This is a genomic window from Pseudoxanthomonas sp., from assembly GCF_002863005.1.
Classification (GTDB): domain Bacteria; phylum Pseudomonadota; class Gammaproteobacteria; order Xanthomonadales; family Xanthomonadaceae; genus Pseudoxanthomonas_A.
In genome coordinates this window covers 1-15851 of the sequence record NZ_PKDG01000002.1, presented here as the reverse complement: position 1 = coordinate 15851, position 15851 = coordinate 1, and the positions used below count along the sequence as shown (strand labels likewise).

General features: G+C 68.3%; 17 protein-coding genes. 11 read left to right on the top strand and 6 right to left on the bottom strand.

The features are described from left to right. From CYU89_RS00285 to CYU89_RS00265, 5 genes are all read left to right on the top strand, one after another. A partial coding sequence (locus tag CYU89_RS00285) for an FAD-dependent oxidoreductase (protein ID WP_296278220.1) occupies positions 1 to 529 on the top strand: 529 nt, incomplete at its 5' end. Positions 530 to 599: 70 nt separating this feature from the next. Continuing rightward, positions 600 to 1559, top strand: coding sequence for a DNA-binding transcriptional regulator OxyR (gene oxyR, locus CYU89_RS00280; protein ID WP_296278219.1), 960 nt, complete (start codon positions 600 to 602; stop codon positions 1557 to 1559). A 112-nt stretch (positions 1560 to 1671) separates the two neighbouring features. Next, positions 1672 to 2112 carry a nucleoside diphosphate kinase regulator gene (gene rnk, locus CYU89_RS00275; protein ID WP_296278218.1) on the top strand — a complete coding sequence of 147 codons (441 nt, stop codon included), beginning with the start codon at positions 1672 to 1674 and terminating at the stop codon, positions 2110 to 2112. A gap of 893 nt (positions 2113 to 3005) precedes the next feature. Next, positions 3006 to 3971 (top strand): transaldolase, encoded by a 966-nt coding sequence (locus CYU89_RS00270; protein WP_296278217.1) that lies wholly within the window; start codon positions 3006 to 3008, stop codon positions 3969 to 3971. Beyond that, a complete protein-coding gene (locus CYU89_RS00265) occupies positions 3968 to 4609 on the top strand; it encodes a hypothetical protein (protein ID WP_296278216.1) in 642 nt (213 codons plus the stop codon). Before CYU89_RS00270 ends, CYU89_RS00265 begins: the two co-directional genes overlap by 4 nt. 93 nt (positions 4610 to 4702) lie before the next feature. Here CYU89_RS00265 and msrA read toward each other — a convergent pair whose 3' ends face one another. From msrA to CYU89_RS00250, 3 genes are read right to left on the bottom strand one after another with little or no spacing between them, the layout of a single operon-like run. Continuing rightward, positions 4703 to 5353, bottom strand: a complete 651-nt coding sequence (gene msrA / locus CYU89_RS00260; protein ID WP_296278215.1) for a peptide-methionine (S)-S-oxide reductase MsrA — start codon at positions 5351 to 5353, stop codon at positions 4703 to 4705. Between the two features lie 30 nt (positions 5354 to 5383). Then, a complete protein-coding gene (locus CYU89_RS00255; RefSeq protein WP_296278214.1) occupies positions 5384 to 5653 on the bottom strand; it encodes a DUF2007 domain-containing protein in 270 nt (89 codons plus the stop codon). Positions 5654 to 5691: 38 nt separating this feature from the next. Then, the gene (locus tag CYU89_RS00250; protein ID WP_296278213.1) at positions 5692 to 6360 is read right to left on the bottom strand and encodes a glutathione S-transferase family protein; all 669 of its coding nucleotides are present in this window, start codon (positions 6358 to 6360) and stop codon (positions 5692 to 5694) included. Positions 6361 to 6450: 90 nt separating this feature from the next. Here CYU89_RS00250 and CYU89_RS00245 point away from each other — a divergent pair, with 90 nt between their 5' ends. The 6 genes from CYU89_RS00245 to CYU89_RS00220 all read left to right on the top strand — a co-directional run bounded on the left by CYU89_RS00245 (position 6451) and on the right by CYU89_RS00220 (position 12175). Beyond that, positions 6451 to 8208, top strand: coding sequence for a glutamine--tRNA ligase/YqeY domain fusion protein (locus tag CYU89_RS00245; RefSeq protein ID WP_296278212.1), 1758 nt, complete (start codon positions 6451 to 6453; stop codon positions 8206 to 8208). 76 nt (positions 8209 to 8284) lie between these two features. Further along, positions 8285 to 8704: a hypothetical protein gene (locus CYU89_RS00240; protein ID WP_296278211.1), complete on the top strand. Its 420-nt coding sequence runs from the start codon at positions 8285 to 8287 to the stop codon at positions 8702 to 8704. Then, positions 8704 to 9264 carry a nucleoside deaminase gene (locus tag CYU89_RS00235; protein ID WP_296278210.1) on the top strand — a complete coding sequence of 187 codons (561 nt, stop codon included), beginning with the start codon at positions 8704 to 8706 and terminating at the stop codon, positions 9262 to 9264. The genes CYU89_RS00240 and CYU89_RS00235 overlap by 1 nt, the downstream gene beginning before the upstream one ends. Before the next feature lie 93 nt (positions 9265 to 9357). Beyond that, a complete protein-coding gene (rlmM, locus tag CYU89_RS00230) occupies positions 9358 to 10410 on the top strand; it encodes a 23S rRNA (cytidine(2498)-2'-O)-methyltransferase RlmM (protein WP_296278209.1) in 1053 nt (350 codons plus the stop codon). A 37-nt stretch (positions 10411 to 10447) separates the two neighbouring features. Further along, positions 10448 to 11380, top strand: coding sequence for an SMP-30/gluconolactonase/LRE family protein (locus CYU89_RS00225; protein WP_296278208.1), 933 nt, complete (start codon positions 10448 to 10450; stop codon positions 11378 to 11380). Positions 11381 to 11452: 72 nt separating this feature from the next. Continuing rightward, positions 11453 to 12175 (top strand): hypothetical protein, encoded by a 723-nt coding sequence (locus tag CYU89_RS00220; RefSeq protein WP_296278207.1) that lies wholly within the window; start codon positions 11453 to 11455, stop codon positions 12173 to 12175. Positions 12176 to 12181: 6 nt separating this feature from the next. Here CYU89_RS00220 and CYU89_RS00215 read toward each other — a convergent pair whose 3' ends face one another. From CYU89_RS00215 to ubiH, 3 genes are read right to left on the bottom strand one after another with little or no spacing between them, the layout of a single operon-like run. Further along, positions 12182 to 13306 carry a Gfo/Idh/MocA family oxidoreductase gene (locus CYU89_RS00215; protein WP_296278206.1) on the bottom strand — a complete coding sequence of 375 codons (1125 nt, stop codon included), beginning with the start codon at positions 13304 to 13306 and terminating at the stop codon, positions 12182 to 12184. Between the two features lie 58 nt (positions 13307 to 13364). Further along, a complete protein-coding gene (locus CYU89_RS00210) occupies positions 13365 to 14552 on the bottom strand; it encodes a UbiH/UbiF family hydroxylase (protein WP_296278205.1) in 1188 nt (395 codons plus the stop codon). Beyond that, entirely contained in the window at positions 14549 to 15763 is a 1215-nt protein-coding gene (gene ubiH, locus CYU89_RS00205; RefSeq protein ID WP_296278204.1) for a 2-octaprenyl-6-methoxyphenyl hydroxylase, read from the bottom strand. The genes CYU89_RS00210 and ubiH overlap by 4 nt, the downstream gene beginning before the upstream one ends. Positions 15764 to 15851 lie beyond the last annotated feature (88 nt).

The following is a 15851-nucleotide window of genomic DNA, read 5'->3' as shown; positions in this document are numbered from 1 at the left end:
CAAGCGCGTAGCGGTGATCGGCGGCGGCAACTCCGGCGTCGAGGCGGCGATCGACCTGGCCGGCATCGTCGCCCACGTGACCCTGATCGAGTTCGACAGCCAACTGCGTGCCGACGATGTGTTGCAGCGCAAGCTCCGCAGCCTGCCGAACGTGCGCATCGTCACCAGCGCACAGACGACGGAAGTACTGGGCGACGGCAACAAGGTCAACGGCCTGGTCTACAAGGACCGCACCGGCGGCGATACGCACCGCGTCGAACTGGAAGGCATCTTCGTGCAGATCGGCCTGCTGCCGAACACCGAGTGGCTGAAGGGCGTGGTGGCGCTGAGCCCGCGCGGCGAGATCGTCGTCGACGACCGCGGCCAGACCAGCGTGCCGGGCGTGTTCGCGGCCGGCGACGCCACCACCGTGCCGTACAAGCAGATCGTCATCGCCATGGGCGAAGGTTCGAAGGCCGCGCTGAGCGCCTTCGACCACCTGATCCGCACGTCGGCCCCGGTGGCAACCCCGGACGCTGTCGCGGCATGATGCGCGGGCGCGGGCCGTGCCCTGGTCCGCGCCGCGTCGCCGCACGGCGGTTCCCTGAGGGAGGAGTTCCATGAATCTCCGCGACCTGAAGTACCTGGTGGCGCTGGCCGACCACAAGCATTTCGGCCGCGCCGCCGCCGCGTGCTACGTCAGCCAGCCCACGCTGTCGACCCAGATCAAGAAGCTGGAAGACGAACTGGGCGTGCCCCTGGTCGAACGCGCGCCGCGCAAGGTCATGCTGACGCCCGCCGGGCGCGATGCCGCCGACCGCGCACGCCGCATCGTGGCCGAGGTCGAGCAGATGAAGGAAGCGGCGCGCCGCAGCCAGGACCCGGAAGCCGGCACGGTACGGCTGGGATTGTTTCCGACGCTGGGACCCTACCTGCTGCCGCACGTGGTGCCGCAGCTGCGCGCGCGTTTCCCGCACCTGGAGTTGCTGCTGGTCGAAGAAAAAAGCGATGTGCTGCTGTCGCGCCTGCGCGAAGGCAAGCTGGATGCCGGCCTGCTGGCGCTGCCGATCACCGACGACCAACTGCATACCGAATTCCTGTTCGAAGAACCTTTCGTGCTGGCGGTGCCGGAGTCGCATCCCTTGGCGCAGCGCGAATCCCTGACGCTGGCCGAACTGTCGCAGCAGCAGTTGCTGCTGCTGGAAGACGGACATTGCCTGCGCGAGCAGGCGCTGGATGTCTGCCGCCTCGCCGGCGCCAACGAAAAATCGGAGTTCCGCGCCACCAGCCTGGAAACGCTGCGCCAGATGGTCGCCGCGGATGTCGGCATCACCCTGCTGCCGACCTTGGCGGTCAAGCCGCCGGTGGCGCGCTCGCAGAACATCCACCTGTTGGGCTTCAGTGATTCGCACCCGAGCCGGCAGATCGCGATGGTGTGGCGGAAGAGTTCGGCGATGAGCGATTTCCTGCTGCAGTTGGCGCGCGTGTTCCGCGAACTGCCTCCCAGCCTCTTCGAGCCCGATACGGGCGGCGCGCAACCGCCGGCCGGACGCCCCACGCCGCGCGCGCGCGCGGCTTGAACCAAGCCACCTTCCGGGCTACGGTAGGGCGGCAAACAGGACTCCGATGGGCGGCGCGGCGACGCGTCGCCCGTTTCCTTTTGCGCGACCCCAAAATCCACAGAGGACCCCGATGAACAACACCCGCACCAGCGGCCTGCCGCCCTCGCTTCCCCCCCTCGTCGTGTCCAGCCGCGATCTGTCGCGCCTGGAAGCCCTGCTCGACACGCCCGTGCTGCGCCGGCACCCGGCCGCGCTCGCGCTGATGGACGAACTGAACCGCGCCGACGTGCGCACGCCGGACCGGATGCCGGACAACGTGGTGACGATGCACTCGCGCGTGGAGTGCGACGACGAACTCACCGGCGAACACCATCGCCTGACCCTGGTATATCCCCACGAAGCGAACGTCGAGACCGGCCTGGTCTCCGTTCTCGCGCCCGTTGGCAGCGCGCTGCTGGGGCTATCGGTGGGGCAGACGATCGATTGGCAGGCGTCCGGCAACCGGCCCTTGCGCCTGCGGGTCACCGCGATCGAGTACCAGCCGGAAGCGAGTGGCGACCTGCATCGCTGATTCCCTTCTCGGATCGAAATACGACGTGGGTCGTCACGGCGCTGCTTCGCATCACCTTGAATGACTGGCTTTTCACTCACGAACTCTACCGGCGTTTGAAACTAGGCAGCTCTTAGCTTTTTTCAGAGCGTAGAGACGGCGCCGCTCGCCGCGGAGGCCCTACTTTTCTTTGCTTGTGCAAAGAAAAGTAGGCAAAAGAAAGCACACCCCGGCGGTCCGCCCGCCGCACGCGGCGGTTGCGCAGTCCCGGCGGGAATTTTCGGACGGGGCATCCTGCCCCGGCCGAAAACGCCGCACATCCATGTGCGGCGCCCCTTCGGGGTTTTACCCACCGCGACTGCCGGACCTCAGGGGGCCAACGGCCAAAGCAGAAGCATCCGCGCGCCGTATTTGCTTTTGCTCGTGCTTTCGGGGTCCCCATGAGGCACGGCGAGCGGGCCGGGTAAAACCCGAAGGGCGGCGTCATGGATGACGGCGTTTCCGTAAGGCACATGGATGTGCCTTACGGAAATTCCCGGCCTGTTCGCGGACCCTGCGCGAAGCGCAGGGCGTGCCGCCTGGGGCGTGTTTCTTTGGTTCCTTTCTTTGCACGAGCAAAGAAAGGAACGCCCCCGCGGCGAGCGGCGCCATGCGTGCGAGAAGAAGACCCTTCCCTCACTGCCGTCAGAAGCAACCGCCATCGCGGATGCGGTGGCAACCATGGAGGACAAAGACATGGACTCCGTTGCCCCTCACCCCAACCCCTCTCCGCAGGGAGAGGGGCTTGAAACCCTCTCCGCGAGGAGCCGCACCATGCCAAAACAAAGCCAATTTCAGCCTTCCACCACAAGCCTTCGCGCTGGACGACAAGGCATACTTGTCCTCCCCGTCCTGTTCCCCTGCCGAGCCACCGCATGAACTCCGCCACGCCCAGCAAACTCCAGCAACTCCGCGAACTATCCGTCGTCGTCGCCGACACCGGCGATTACGACGCCATCAAGCGCCTCAAGCCCGTGGACTGCACCACCAATCCCACGCTGGTGAAGAAGGCGCTGGACCTGCCGGTGTACGCCGACCTGATCGAAGAACACCTCGCCTGGGCGCGTGCGCAGGGTGGCGGCGAAGCGCTGGTGGACGAGGTGGTCGATCGCCTGACCGTCGGCGTCGGCGCGAAGCTCGCCGGCCTGATTCCCGGCCGCGTTTCCACGGAGGTCGATGCCGACCAGGCCTACGACACCGCAGCCACCATCGCCAAGGCACGCAAGTTCGTGCAGATGTACGCCGACCAGGGCATCGGCCGCGATCGCATCCTGATCAAGGTCGCTTCCACCTGGGAAGGCGTGGAAGCCGCACGCGTGCTGCAGAACGAAGGGATCGACTGCAACCTGACCCTGATCTTCAATCCCACCCAGGCCATCGCCTGCGCCGAGGCCGGCGCGTTCCTGATCTCGCCGTTCGTGGGCCGCATCCTCGACTGGTACGTGGCCAACGGGAAAGCGCCGGCGAACATCGATGAGGATCCGGGCGTGGTGTTCGTGCGAGGCGTCTACGCTGAATTCAAGCGGCGTGGTTCCCCCACCGTGGTGATGGGTGCATCGTTCCGCTCCACCGCGCAGATCGAAGCGCTGGCCGGTTGCGACCGCCTGACCATCTCGCCGGACCTGCTGGAAAAGCTGGACCAGGAGCACGGCGACCTGCCGCGCAAGCTGTCACCGACGTCCGCCGAGGCGGGCGCTGCGGCGCCGGTGACGGCCGACAGCTTCGCCGCCGCGATCGAGGCCGATCCGATGGCGAAGGAAAAGCTCGCCACCGGCATCGACGCCTTCGCCAAGGACCTGGCTGCACTGCGCACGACCATCCGCGAGAAACTGACCGCGTGAATCTGCGCACCCTCCTGGTGATCGCCATCCTGGCCTGCCTGGCGGGGTGGTGGTTCTCGGAGAAGCGGGAAGGTCCACGGGCGCCTGCTGCGCCGGGCGATATCGCCTTGGCCTGCCCGTTGCCGCCCCGTGTGGCATCGGGCGAGCCGCCCTTGCAGACGGATGTGCCGGACAGCCTTGCGCCGTTCGCGCTGGATGCCGCCACGCTGACGCCGCTCGCCGGCTTCAGCGTGGAAGCCCGCGTCCTGTCTCGCGAGGACTACCGCAGCGGCCGCGAGTCGGACCTGTCGCCGACCGACCTCGCGCTGGGGTGGGCCCGCATGACCGAAGATGCGGTGATCGACGCGCTGGACATCAGCCAGTCCTCGCGCTGGTATCGCTATCGCTGGAGCGACCAGGCGCCGCTGCCGCCGCAAGAAATCGCGAGCAGCAGCGCCAACATGCACATGATCCCGGGCAACGATGCCGTGGCGCGAATGCTCGCGGGCGTTCGCCAGGGCGAGCGCGTGCGGATCGATGGCTGGCTGGTGGAAGCGAACGCGTCCGATGGCTGGCGCTGGCGCAGTTCCACCCGCCGCGACGACACCGGCGGCGGAGCCTGCGAAGTCGTCTACGTGTGCGGCATCACCCGACTGTAGGAAAAGAGCGCTCGTGGGAGCGACGCAAGTCGCGAACTGCCAAGGCAAGCTCGGACGGCTTCGCGACTTGCGTCGCTCCCACGACCGCTTTACTCAGGCGTCCAGCCCGATCGGACAGCTCACACCCGTACCGCCCAGGCCGCAGTAGCCATTCGGATTCTTGGCCAGGTACTGCTGGTGATAGTCCTCGGCGTAGTAGAACGGCGGTGCCGGATACACGACCTCGGTGGTGATGTCGCCGTAGCCAGCCGCCTTCAACTGCTGCTGGTAGGCCCGGAGGCTCGCTTCGGCGGTCGACTTCTGCTCCGGTGTATGGCAATGGATGCCCGATCGGTACTGCGTGCCGACGTCGTTGCCCTGGCGCATGCCCTGGGTGGGGTCGTGGCTCTCCCAGAACACCTGCAGCAGGCGTTCGAACGACACCTGTGCCGGGTCGTAGACCACTCTCACCACTTCGTTGTGGCCGGTCTGGCCGGAGCAGACCTCCTCGTAGGTCGCGTTGGGCGTACCGCCGCCGGCGTATCCGACCGACGTGCTGTATACACCGGGCACGTTCCAGAACTTGCGCTCCGCGCCCCAGAAACAGCCCAGTCCGAACTCGACCTGCTGCAGGCCCTCGAACGCATCGCGCAGGGGGTGTCCGTTGACGAAATGCGCGTTGTGCAGCGGCAGCGGCGTGCCGCGACCCGGCAGCATGTCTTCCGCGCGCGGCATGCGCTGCTTGTAGGCTCCGATACCCAGCATGGCGAACCTCTCGTGTCGGGGGAAAGCGGATCAGGCGGGCAGGATGCCCAGGCCTTCTTCATCGCCTTCCGATATGGGGCCATCGCCACGCGAATCCAGCCCCAGCGCCTTCACCACGTCCTCGGCCTGCGGCAACGCCGTGTCGGGCACGCAGACCCGCAGCACGCCGAACAGGGGCAGTTCGCCCATGCCGCCCAGCAACGACTCGCCGAAAACGAAGGCCGGGATCGCCGCCTCCTCCAACGCGTGCTTAACCAAGTGGGCATCGAACAGGTTGTCGGCCAAGTAGACCACGCGCATGGATGTGTCCTCCGACGCCAGCCTACACCGGGCGTCCGCTACAGGGGCGCGCGCACCGCATCGGTGGCCGCGACCGATTCAGTTTCCGCCGCGGCCGCCTCGCGCCATTCCCGCACGGCCGGCAGCGCGAACAGCGCGTCCATGTACGCGCGCGCGCCAGCGTCCACCTGCACGCCGTAGCCGTCGAAGCGGATCGCCACCGGCGCGTACATCGCGTCGACGATGCCGAAGTCGCCACACAGGAACACGCCGTTCCGGCCGTGCGCCTCGTGAAGCTGGCGCCACAGAGCCTGCACACGGTCGATGTCGCGTTGGGCGGCGGCATCCCAGCGGTACGCATCGGGTACGCGCCGACTGTTCATGGGCAGCTGCGTGCGCAGTGCGACGAAGCCCGAATGCATTTCCGCCGCCGCGGCGCGGGCCAGCGCGCGTGCCGCGAGGTCCGCTGGCCAGCCCCGGCCATCGAGCCAACGCTCGTTCGCGTACTCGCAGATCGCCAATGAATCCCATACCTGCACGTCGCCATCGTGCAGGGCGGGCACCTTGCCGGTCGGCGAATGCCAGCGGACCGCGTCGGCGAAGCCCGGTGTGTCCAGCAGCAAACGGACCTCATCGAAGGCCACGCCGAAGTGCCGCAGAAGCAGCCACGGGCGCAGCGACCAGGAGGAGTAGTTCTTGTTGCCGATGACGAGCGTCGGAAGGCTCATGCGGGGACCGGGTGCGCGATGGCTGTTCAGGATAGACCAGCCCGGACGCCAGACCGGCTAAACTGGCGTTTTTCCACGCCTCCCGCCCCGATGTCCGATACCGCTGCCCCCTCCGCCCCCCTGTCTGACGATGCCGCCCCGGAAAAGCGGGACTTCATCCGCCAGATCGTGCGCGAGGACCTGGCAGCCGGTCGCCATGCCTCGGTGAAGACGCGCTTCCCGCCCGAGCCCAACGGCTACCTGCACATCGGCCACGCCAAGGCGATCTGCCTGGACTTCGGCATCGCCGGCGAGTTCGGAGGCGTCTGCAATCTGCGCCTGGACGATACCAACCCGGCCAAGGAAGACCCCGAGTACGTCCTCGCCATCCAGGACGACGTGCGCTGGCTGGGCTTCGACTGGCACGACCTGCGCCACGCCTCGGATTACTTCGAGGTGTTGTACCTGGCCGCCGAGAAGCTGATCCGCCAGGGCGACGCCTTCGTCTGCGACCTGAGCGCGGACGAAGTGCGTGCATACCGCGGCACGCTGACCGAACCGGGCCGCAACTCGCCCTACCGCGACCGCAGCGTCGAAGAGAACCTGGACCTGTTCCGCCGCATGCGCGCGGGCGAGTTCCCGGACGGCGCACGCACGCTGCGCGCGAAGATCGACATGGGCAGCGGCAACATCAACCTGCGCGACCCGGCGCTGTACCGCATCAAGCACGTCGAGCACCAGAACACCGGCAACGACTGGCCGATCTATCCGATGTACGACTACGCGCACTCGCTGAGCGACGCGGTGGAAGGCATCACCCATTCGCTGTGCACGCTGGAGTTCGAAGACCACCGTCCGTTGTACGACTGGTGCGTGGACAAGGTGGACCTGGCCGGCTCGCCGGACCTGGTCGCGCCGCTGCTGGCGAAGGGCCTGCCGAAGGAAGCGAGCAAGCCGCGCCAGATCGAGTTCTCGCGACTGAATTTCAACTACCTGGTGATGAGCAAGCGCAAGCTGCTCGCGATGGTGGAAGACAAGCTGGTGGATGGCTGGGACGACCCGCGCATGCCCACGCTGCAGGGCATCCGTCGACGCGGCTACACGCCGGCGGCACTGCGCCTGATGGTGGACCGCGTGGGCATCAGCAAGCAGAACTCGCTGCTGGACATCTCCATCCTCGAGGGCGCGTTGCGCGAAGACCTGGATGCCGCCGCGGCACGCCGCATGGCGGTCATCGATCCGGTGAAACTGGTGCTGGCGAACCTGCCGGACGGCCACGAGGAAGCGCTGACGTTCTCCAACCATCCGAAGGACGAGTCGTTCGGCCAGCGCAGCGTGCCGTTCTCGCGTGAGCTGTGGATCGAGCGCGAGGATTTCGAGGAAGTCCCGCCGAAGGGCTTCAAGCGCCTCACCACGGGCGGCGAAGTGCGCCTGCGTGGCGCCGGCATCGTGCGCTGCGATGAAGTGATCAAGAACGACGCCGGCGAGATCGTCGAGCTGCGCGGCTGGCTGGACCCGGAATCGCGCCCGGGCATGGCAGGCGCCGAACGCAAGATCAAGGGCACCATCCACTGGGTCAGCGCGAAGCATGCGGTCGCCGCCGACATTCGTCTCTACGATCGGCTGTTCACCGTGCCCAATCCGGATGACGAGTCGGAAGGCAAGACCTACCGCGACTACATGAATCCGGAATCGCGCCGCACCGTGACCGGCTACGTGGAGCCCGCCGCGGCCAGCGCGGCGCCCGAGCAGTCGTTCCAGTTCGAGCGTATCGGCTACTTCGTCGCCGACCGCTACGACCACACGCCGGAGCGTCCCGTGTTCAACCGCAGCGTCACCCTGCGCGACACCTGGGCGACCAAGGCCTGAGGCCGGCCTCTTTCACCGCGTCTTGAGGCGGCGAAAGGCAGGCTGGCGCGCACCACCACCGAGGAAGGAGTCCGCCATGTCCCGCATCGCGCTGCGCCTGTTGCCTGCCATGCTGTCGTGCCTGTTCCTGTTCGCGCTGTCAGGCTGTGCGGCGCCGGCGTCCTCCGATGGCGTGGCGACCGATCCGCCCCCCGCATCGGCGCCGGCGCCCAAGCCGACCGGTGGCAACCTGCCACCGCGCGAAGCGGGCGCCATCACCGTGGAATACGCCTGCCGGACCAGCGCCGACTGCGCGGTCAAGAACGTGGGCAACTGCTGCGGCGCCATGCCGGCCTGCGTCAACAAGGACAGCCCCACCGACCCGCAGGGCGTCCAGGCCCAATGCGCTGCGAGTGGCCGCATGAGCGTCTGCGGCTTCGCCGACGTGACCGCGTGCCAATGCGTGAGCGGCCGCTGCGAATCCGATTCCTCCTCCCCGAAATTGCCGACCCAGTAATGCTCTACCAACAGATCCACCTGACCCTACCCGCCTGGACCCACGACCTGGTCGATCCCGCCACGACGTTCGCGAGCGACGAAGAGAAGGTCGCGCTGGCCATTGACCTGTCGCGCCGCAACGTGGACGCCAGCACTGGCGGCCCGTTCGGCGCCGTGGTGTTCGGCCCCGACCATCGCGTCATCTCCCTGGGCGTGAACCGCGTGATGCCGCATACCTGCTCGCTGGCGCACGCAGAGAACATGGCCTACATGCTGGCGCAGCAACGCCTGCAGACGCCGCGCCTCAACGACCTTGTCGCGCCGGTGGTACTGGCGACGTCGTCGCAACCCTGCTGCCAGTGCTATGGCGCAACGGTATGGGCGGGCATCGACCGCCTGCTGATCGGCGCGCGCGCCGAGGACGTGATGGAACTGACCGAGTTCGACGAAGGCCCACTGCCGGCGGACTGGATCGGCGAGCTCAACAAGCGCGGCATCGAGGTGGTGCGCGACCTGCGCCGGGACGACGCGCGTGCCGTGCTGAAGCGTTACGGCGAACAGGGCGGCGACACGTACTGACCTGGCGCGGCAGGAGAAGCCATCGACCGGCGCTTCTCCTGTACCCTGTGCCTACGGCAGGAGCCGCCACCCTCCGCTTCACGCGACCGCGCCATGTCATCGACGACCGGCCTGCTGGCCTTTTGCCGCCAGGGATTCGAACCCGAACTCGCTGCCGAACTGACCGAGCGCGCCGCGCTGGCCGGGTTCGCCGGGTATGCGCGCGCGCAGCGCAACGACGGCCATGTGGTGTACGTCTGCGAACAGGCGCAGGCGCTGGACCGTGCGCTGCCCTGGCGCGACCTGATCTTCGCCCGGCAGAAGCTGCGTCTGCTCGCCGAACTGCGCGGCATCGATCCGAAAGACCGCATCACGCCCCTGCTTGCCGCGCTGGCCGGCAGCGGACGCTTTGGCGACCTGTGGGTCGAGCATCCGGATTCCGACAGCGCCAAGCCGCTGGCGGGGTTGGCACGCAGTTTCGGCAATGCGCTGCGCCCGGCGTTGCGCAAGGCCGGATTCCTCAGCGAAAAGGACGACGCCCGCCTGCCGCGCCTGCACGTGGTATTCGTGCAGGGCGACCATCTGTTCCTGTGCGTTGCCGACGCACGCGACAGCGCGCCGTGGCCGCTCGGCATCCCGCGCCTGAAGTTGCTGCCCGATGCGCCCTCGCGCTCGGCGCTGAAGCTGGAGGAAGCGCTCCTGTCGCTGCTCGACGAGCGACAGCGCGATGCCTTGCTGCAACCGGGCATGACCGCGGCCGACCTGGGGGCCGCACCCGGCGGCTGGACGTGGGTGCTGACCCGGCACCACCTGCGCGTGACCAGCGTCGACAACGGTCCGCTGCGCGATCACGTGCTGGCCACCGGACTGGTCGAGCACCTGCGTGCCGACGGCTTCCACTGGAAACCCGCCCAGCCGCTGGACTGGATGGTCTGCGACATGGTCGAGCAGCCGCGCCGCGTGGCCGAGCGCATGGCGCAGTGGTTCCGTGAAGGCTGGTGCCGGCATGCGGTATTCAATCTCAAGCTGCCGATGAAGAAGCGCTGGGACGAGACCCGACTGTGCCTGGACCTGTTCTCGGACCAGGCTGGGCGTCCGCTCGAGGTGCGCGCGCGCCAGCTCTACCACGACCGCGAAGAGATCACCGTGTTCGCCACGCCCGGCTGACACCTGCAGACGCGCTGCGCGCCACCAAGGGAAACGGATGACGTCACCTGCCTCGACCCGCATCATTGCCCTGGGGCTCGTCGCCTCCCTCGCCGGCTGCGCGCACGTGGAGGGATCCCGCAGCGCCGCCAACGAAACGCTGTACGTCGCGCGCGATGTCATCGGCGACGGTGTCTTCAGTGCGGGGATCGAAGGGCCAGCGTTCGGCCCCGATGGCGCGCTGTATGCCGTGAGCTATGGCCGCGACGGCACGATCGGCCGGGTGACCTTCGACAGCCATGGCAAAGGCCGCGCAGACCTGTTCATGACGCTTCCCGAGGGCAGCACCGGCAACGGCATCCGCTTCGATGCCGACGGCTTCATGTACGTCGCCGACTACACCGGCCACCGGATCCTGCGCATCGATCCGCGCGACCGATCGGTCGGCGTGTTCGCGACGCTACCGGGCGCACACCAGCCCAACGACATCGCGTTCGCGCCCAACGGGATGTTCTACGCCAGCGATCCTGACTGGCGCGGCGCTACCGGCCAGTTGTGGCGCATCCTGCCCCATGGCGAGGCGACGCTGCTGGAAACCGGCATGGGCACCACCAATGGCGTGGAAGTCGGGCCGAAGGGCGATGTGCTGTACGTCAACGAGAGCGTGCAGCGCCGCGTATGGGCCTATGACCTGGACGGCGGCGGCGCGATCTCCGGCAAGCGCCTGCTGATCGCATTCTCCGACCACGGCCTGGACGGCATGCGGACCGACGTGCGCGGCAACCTGTACATCGCACGCTACGGCGCCGGCGTGGTCGCGGTGGTGTCGCCCGATGGCAGGCAAGTGCGCGAGGTGACGTTGAAAGGACGGAAGCCGACCAACGTGGCCTTCGGCGGTCCGGACGGTCGCACTGTCTACGTCACCCTGCAGGATCGCGGCGCGATCGAAGCCTTCCGCGCCGAGTTTCCCGGTCGCGAAACCGGGCTGTGACCGGGTGCCGCCGCGGTCTCAGGCAGTGACATGCCCGCGTGGCAAGATGCCTCCCTGACACGGAGACCGACCATGCTGCCCATCGAACTCAAGGACCCTGCCGGTTTCGGCACCGAGTTCCTGCGCCTGACCCTGCTGCAGGGCTTCCAGTCGCTGACCAAGCGCGACCTGGAGTTGTTGATCTTCGTGTTGCTGGAGCGCGACGGCGCCATCGGCCGGGACGAATCCAATTTCACCGTCGCCGGCAAGCTGCGGGTCACGCCGGCCAAGATCAAGGCGCTGCGCCGCGATGGGTACGCCCGCTGGCGCGCCTTGGTGCCGGAAGAACGCGACGCCGCGCTGCAGCGCATCGTCGCCAGCGCGTTGACCGAAACGAACCTGAAGTCGGGCGCCAAGCATGTCAGCGAGCGCAGCCGCAAGGACGGCTTCCTCGCCATCCGCGTCGAACACCCGGACGACCACCAGCAGTTCGAACAGGCCATCCTCGACGTCGGCGCATTGCCGGTCTACGAGCGCAATCGGGAGGTCGTGGCCGTGCGCTTCGATACGCTGCTGGCCATCGCCGAGCGCTGGGGTTACCTGCAGCCCGATCCGGCCGCGGTCACCGAGGCCTTGAGGGCGCTCACACCCACCTCGGAAGAGGTCGCGGACCTGCTGAAGAAGGACGTCACCAAGCTGCGCTGGCAGGATGCGCGCAACGCGCTCAACAGCCTGGGCGCCAAGGCCGTGGCCAGCACCGCCGAAGGCGGCCTGAAAGGACTGCTGAAGATCGTCTTCCCGTTCATTCCGGGTTGATCGCACTCAACCCGCGGCGATCTCCACGCGTTTCCCACCCGCGCGCGCGGACGCGAAGATCGCATCGAGTACCTGCATGTCGCGCCAGCCCTCCTCGCCAGGAACCCGCGGCGCACGCCGCTCCAGGATGGCCAGCGCATCGGCATCCATCTGCCTCGCCTGCTGCGCAGGCGTGGCACCGACTGCGACATCGAAACGGCGGCCGTCGCTGGCCTCGCCACGCACGCCTTCGTAGGCCTGGAACGGCGACAGTTCGTACCAACCGTTCGCGCACTCGGCGCGCAACAGATTGAGATTGCGGCCAAAGCTGGTCTCGCCATCGGCCACGATGCCGTCGGGAAACTCCAGCCGGAACTGCATCGTCTCGTCGACGCCGCGGAAGATCTCCGGGCGCTGCACCGACGCCGTGGCGGTGACCGCGACCGGCTCGGCGCCGGTGGTGTAGCGCGCGGCGTTGAGCGCGTAGACCCCCATGTCGTACATGGCGCCGCCGCCCCGCGCCGCATCCAGCCGCCACGGATCGCCGCCGGCGTCGTCGAATCCGCGGAATCCGGCCTCTGCGCGGATGCGCTGCAGGCGGCCGAAGGGTCGCGAGTGCGCCAAGGCCATGACGGCCTGCGTATTGGGCTCGTGTTGCATGCGGTAACCGATCGCCAGTTGCACCCGCTGGTGCCGGCATGCCTCGATCATCGCACGCGCCTCCGTGGCATCCATCGCCATCGGCTTCTCGCACCAGACATGCTTGCCGGCCGCCGCGGCCCGCAGGGTGAACGGCTTGTGCAGGTGGTTGGGCAGCACGATATAGACCACGTCGATGTCGGGGTTGTCGGCGATGCGGTCGAAACCGCCGTAGTCGTAGACGTTGCAGTCGGGAATGCCATGTCGGCGCTGCCAGTCCGCCGCCTTGTCCGGCGTGCCGGTCACGATGCCGGCCAGCCGGCAATGCCTTGTCATCTTCAGCGCAGGAGCCAGCAGGTCTCGGCTGTAATAGCCGAGACCGACCAGGGCGACGCCCAGCGGACGCCTGGCCGTCGCGCTCACGCGGGGCAGGACGCCGGCCATGCCCGCCGCGCCGAGCGCACCGAGCAGCCGCCGACGGAATACATCGGGCGAGGAACGTTCGATACTCATCGCGGCCAGCCTCAGGGTGGGGAATCGCGAGGCTATCGCATGCGGGGTGCCGCCGGTGTCAGCGCGGGCGCTGGCCGGCCGCGTGGCGCCAGAAGAAATCCACCAGCGGCGGCAGCCTGCCGGCCAGGCCCAGCAGCGGACCGCGCAGGAGGGTCAGGTGCATGTCGTCGTTCGAGAACAGCCGGTTGATGCCTTCGAAGGCATACGCGGCGGTCGCATTCTCGCTGCGGCGCGCGCGGGCCCAGCGCTCGAGCCGATGCGTGGCGGACCAGTCGACGCGCCGAGCCTGCGCGGCGCGGATCCCGTCACGCAAGGCGCCCACGTCGCGGAGGCCCAGGTTCACGCCCTGGCCTGCGAGCGGATGCACCACGTGCGCCGCATCGCCGGCCACGACCACGCGGCCGGCGACGTAGTCCTTGGCCAGTTGCCGCTTCAGCGGGAACGCCGCGCGCGGCGAGGCCGCTTCCACGTCGCCCAGCTGCCCCCCCATCGCCAGCGTCACCTCGCGACCGAAGGCGGCATCGTCCAAGGCGATCACGCGTCCTGCTTCGCCGTCCGGCAACGTCCAGACGATCGAGCTGAGACCCTCGGCGAACGGCAGGAAGGCCAACGGCCCGGTCGGCAGGAAGCGCTGCCAGGCGGTGTCTTCGTGCGGCAGGCCCGTCCGGACGAATGCCACCACGCCCCGCTGCGCGTAGTCGTGCGTCGCGACGTCGAGACCGGCCAGGCGACGCAGGGTGGAATCGGCGCCATCGGCGGCCACTGCCAGACGCGCATCGAGGCGCGTACCGTCGTCCAACCGCAGGGTGACGCCGCTCTCGTCCTGCTCCAGCGCCTCCACGCGCGCCGGACAGCGCACCTGCACACCGGCCGATGGCAGGGCGGCCCACAGCCGGTCCACCAGCAGCGCATGTTCGACGATCCAGCCCAGCTGCGTTCGTCCCAGCGTGTCGGCGTCGAAACGCAATGCGTCGCCACTACCGGCATCCCATACGCGCATGCATCGATACGGGTGCACGCGCGCGTCGCGGATTGCGCCCCAGACACCGGCTTCGTCGAGCAAGGCGGCGTTGTCGGGCGCGAACGCATAGACGCGCAGATCCGGGTGCGCCGGCGACCAGCGCAACGGCTCGCGGCCTTCGACCAAGACGACCTGCAGCCCTTCGCGCGCCAGCACCAGCGCGCAGGCCGCGCCCACCACTCCGCCGCCCACGACGGCGACATCGATCTGTCCCCGGCGCTTCATGCGGCCTCCCCGCGGCAGAGCGCCGGCACGTCGCCCCGGAAGCCCATCGCTCCACCCACCAGGAACGACTGCAGCGAAGGCTGCGCATCCACCGCCACCAGGCCCAGGCTGCGCAGCGGCTTCAGCAGCGGCGATGGATTGGCGGTAAGCCGTGCCAGGCCGTCGGAGAACGCCAGCGTGCGGTCGCGGTCTTCCTGCCGGCGCGCGGCGTAGGCAGCCAGGCTGGCGGTATCACCCGGATCGTCACGGCGGGCGATCTCTTCGGCCAGCGTGAGGGCATCGCGCAGGCCCAGATTGAAGCCCTGCGCGCCGATGGGATGGATCGTCTGCGCGGCATTCCCGAGCACCACCGCGCGCTCGGCGGTCAGCCGTTGCGCGACCACGCGGACGATCGGATACATGCTGCGCTCACCGCTCGCGGTCAGCCGGCCGATACGCCAGCCGATCGCGCGCTGCAGCCGCGCCAGCCAGGCGGCGTCATCCAGCGCGGCGACGTCGTCGGCGTCTTCCCGCGCCACGCCGTGCACCACGCCCCAGTGACGGTCGCCACGGGGCAGGAGTGCCGTGGGGCCCTCGTCGCCGAGGCGTTCGAAGGCGGTTCCGTCCGGCGCCTGCGTGGCGCGCACGCGGGCGACGAACAGCGTCTGGCCGTAGTCGTGTTCATCCGTACCGATGCCGAGGGCCTCGCGCACCGCACTGCGGGTTCCGTCGGCAGCGACCACCAGGCGGGCGTGCAACGTGCGCTCGCCGTCCGCATCGGCGACCCGCAGCGCGCGATGCTCCGCTTCGCCGGGCGCGAATCCCACGAAGCGCGCAGGGCGGTAGCGCGTCAGCCGAGACAGGCCGCCCAGGCTGGACTCCAGCGCGTCGCCGAACTCGCGCGCCACGACGACCTGGCCGAAAGCCTCGCGCCCGTAGTCCCCGGCCTCCAGCTTCACGCGCCCGAAGTCGCCCTGCCGGCTGACATGGATGCGCCGGATCGGTCCGGTGGGCGTGCGCAACTGCTGCATGACGCCCAGCGCGGTGAGCGCATTGACCGTCGCCGTGGCGAGACTGAGATTGCGCTGGTCGAACACCGCGGGCATCTGCCCGGCCGGCGTGGCTTCCACCAGTGCGACGTCCCGTCCCTGCCGGTCCAGGGCAATGGCCAGGCTGGCGCCGACCAACCCCCCGCCCACGATCACCACGTCATGCCGTTCTTTCGGAAGCATCCCCACCAATATTGCTGTTTTTAAGTTTTCCGAAAGCTTTCGCGAAGTCTTTAAAAGTTTCTTTGGATAGTTTTAGAATGATTTGAGG

Bases quoted from the DNA above. Each gene is read 5' to 3' on its own strand.
- oxyR (WP_296278219.1), top strand. From the start codon at position 600: ATGAATCTCCGCGACCTGAAGTACCTGGTGGCGCTGGCCGACCACAAG.
- rnk (WP_296278218.1), top strand. From the start codon at position 1,672: ATGAACAACACCCGCACCAGCGGCCTGCCGCCCTCGCTTCCCCCCCTC.
- CYU89_RS00270 (WP_296278217.1), top strand. From the start codon at position 3,006: ATGAACTCCGCCACGCCCAGCAAACTCCAGCAACTCCGCGAACTATCC.
- msrA (WP_296278215.1), bottom strand. From the start codon at position 5,353: ATGCTGGGTATCGGAGCCTACAAGCAGCGCATGCCGCGCGCGGAAGAC.
- CYU89_RS00255 (WP_296278214.1), bottom strand. From the start codon at position 5,653: ATGCGCGTGGTCTACTTGGCCGACAACCTGTTCGATGCCCACTTGGTT.
- CYU89_RS00250 (WP_296278213.1), bottom strand. From the start codon at position 6,360: ATGAGCCTTCCGACGCTCGTCATCGGCAACAAGAACTACTCCTCCTGG.
- CYU89_RS00245 (WP_296278212.1), top strand. From the start codon at position 6,451: ATGTCCGATACCGCTGCCCCCTCCGCCCCCCTGTCTGACGATGCCGCC.
- CYU89_RS00240 (WP_296278211.1), top strand. From the start codon at position 8,285: ATGTCCCGCATCGCGCTGCGCCTGTTGCCTGCCATGCTGTCGTGCCTG.
- CYU89_RS00235 (WP_296278210.1), top strand. From the start codon at position 8,704: ATGCTCTACCAACAGATCCACCTGACCCTACCCGCCTGGACCCACGAC.
- rlmM (WP_296278209.1), top strand. From the start codon at position 9,358: ATGTCATCGACGACCGGCCTGCTGGCCTTTTGCCGCCAGGGATTCGAA.
- CYU89_RS00225 (WP_296278208.1), top strand. From the start codon at position 10,448: ATGACGTCACCTGCCTCGACCCGCATCATTGCCCTGGGGCTCGTCGCC.
- CYU89_RS00220 (WP_296278207.1), top strand. From the start codon at position 11,453: ATGCTGCCCATCGAACTCAAGGACCCTGCCGGTTTCGGCACCGAGTTC.
- CYU89_RS00215 (WP_296278206.1), bottom strand. From the start codon at position 13,306: ATGAGTATCGAACGTTCCTCGCCCGATGTATTCCGTCGGCGGCTGCTC.
- CYU89_RS00210 (WP_296278205.1), bottom strand. From the start codon at position 14,552: ATGAAGCGCCGGGGACAGATCGATGTCGCCGTCGTGGGCGGCGGAGTG.
- ubiH (WP_296278204.1), bottom strand. From the start codon at position 15,763: ATGCTTCCGAAAGAACGGCATGACGTGGTGATCGTGGGCGGGGGGTTG.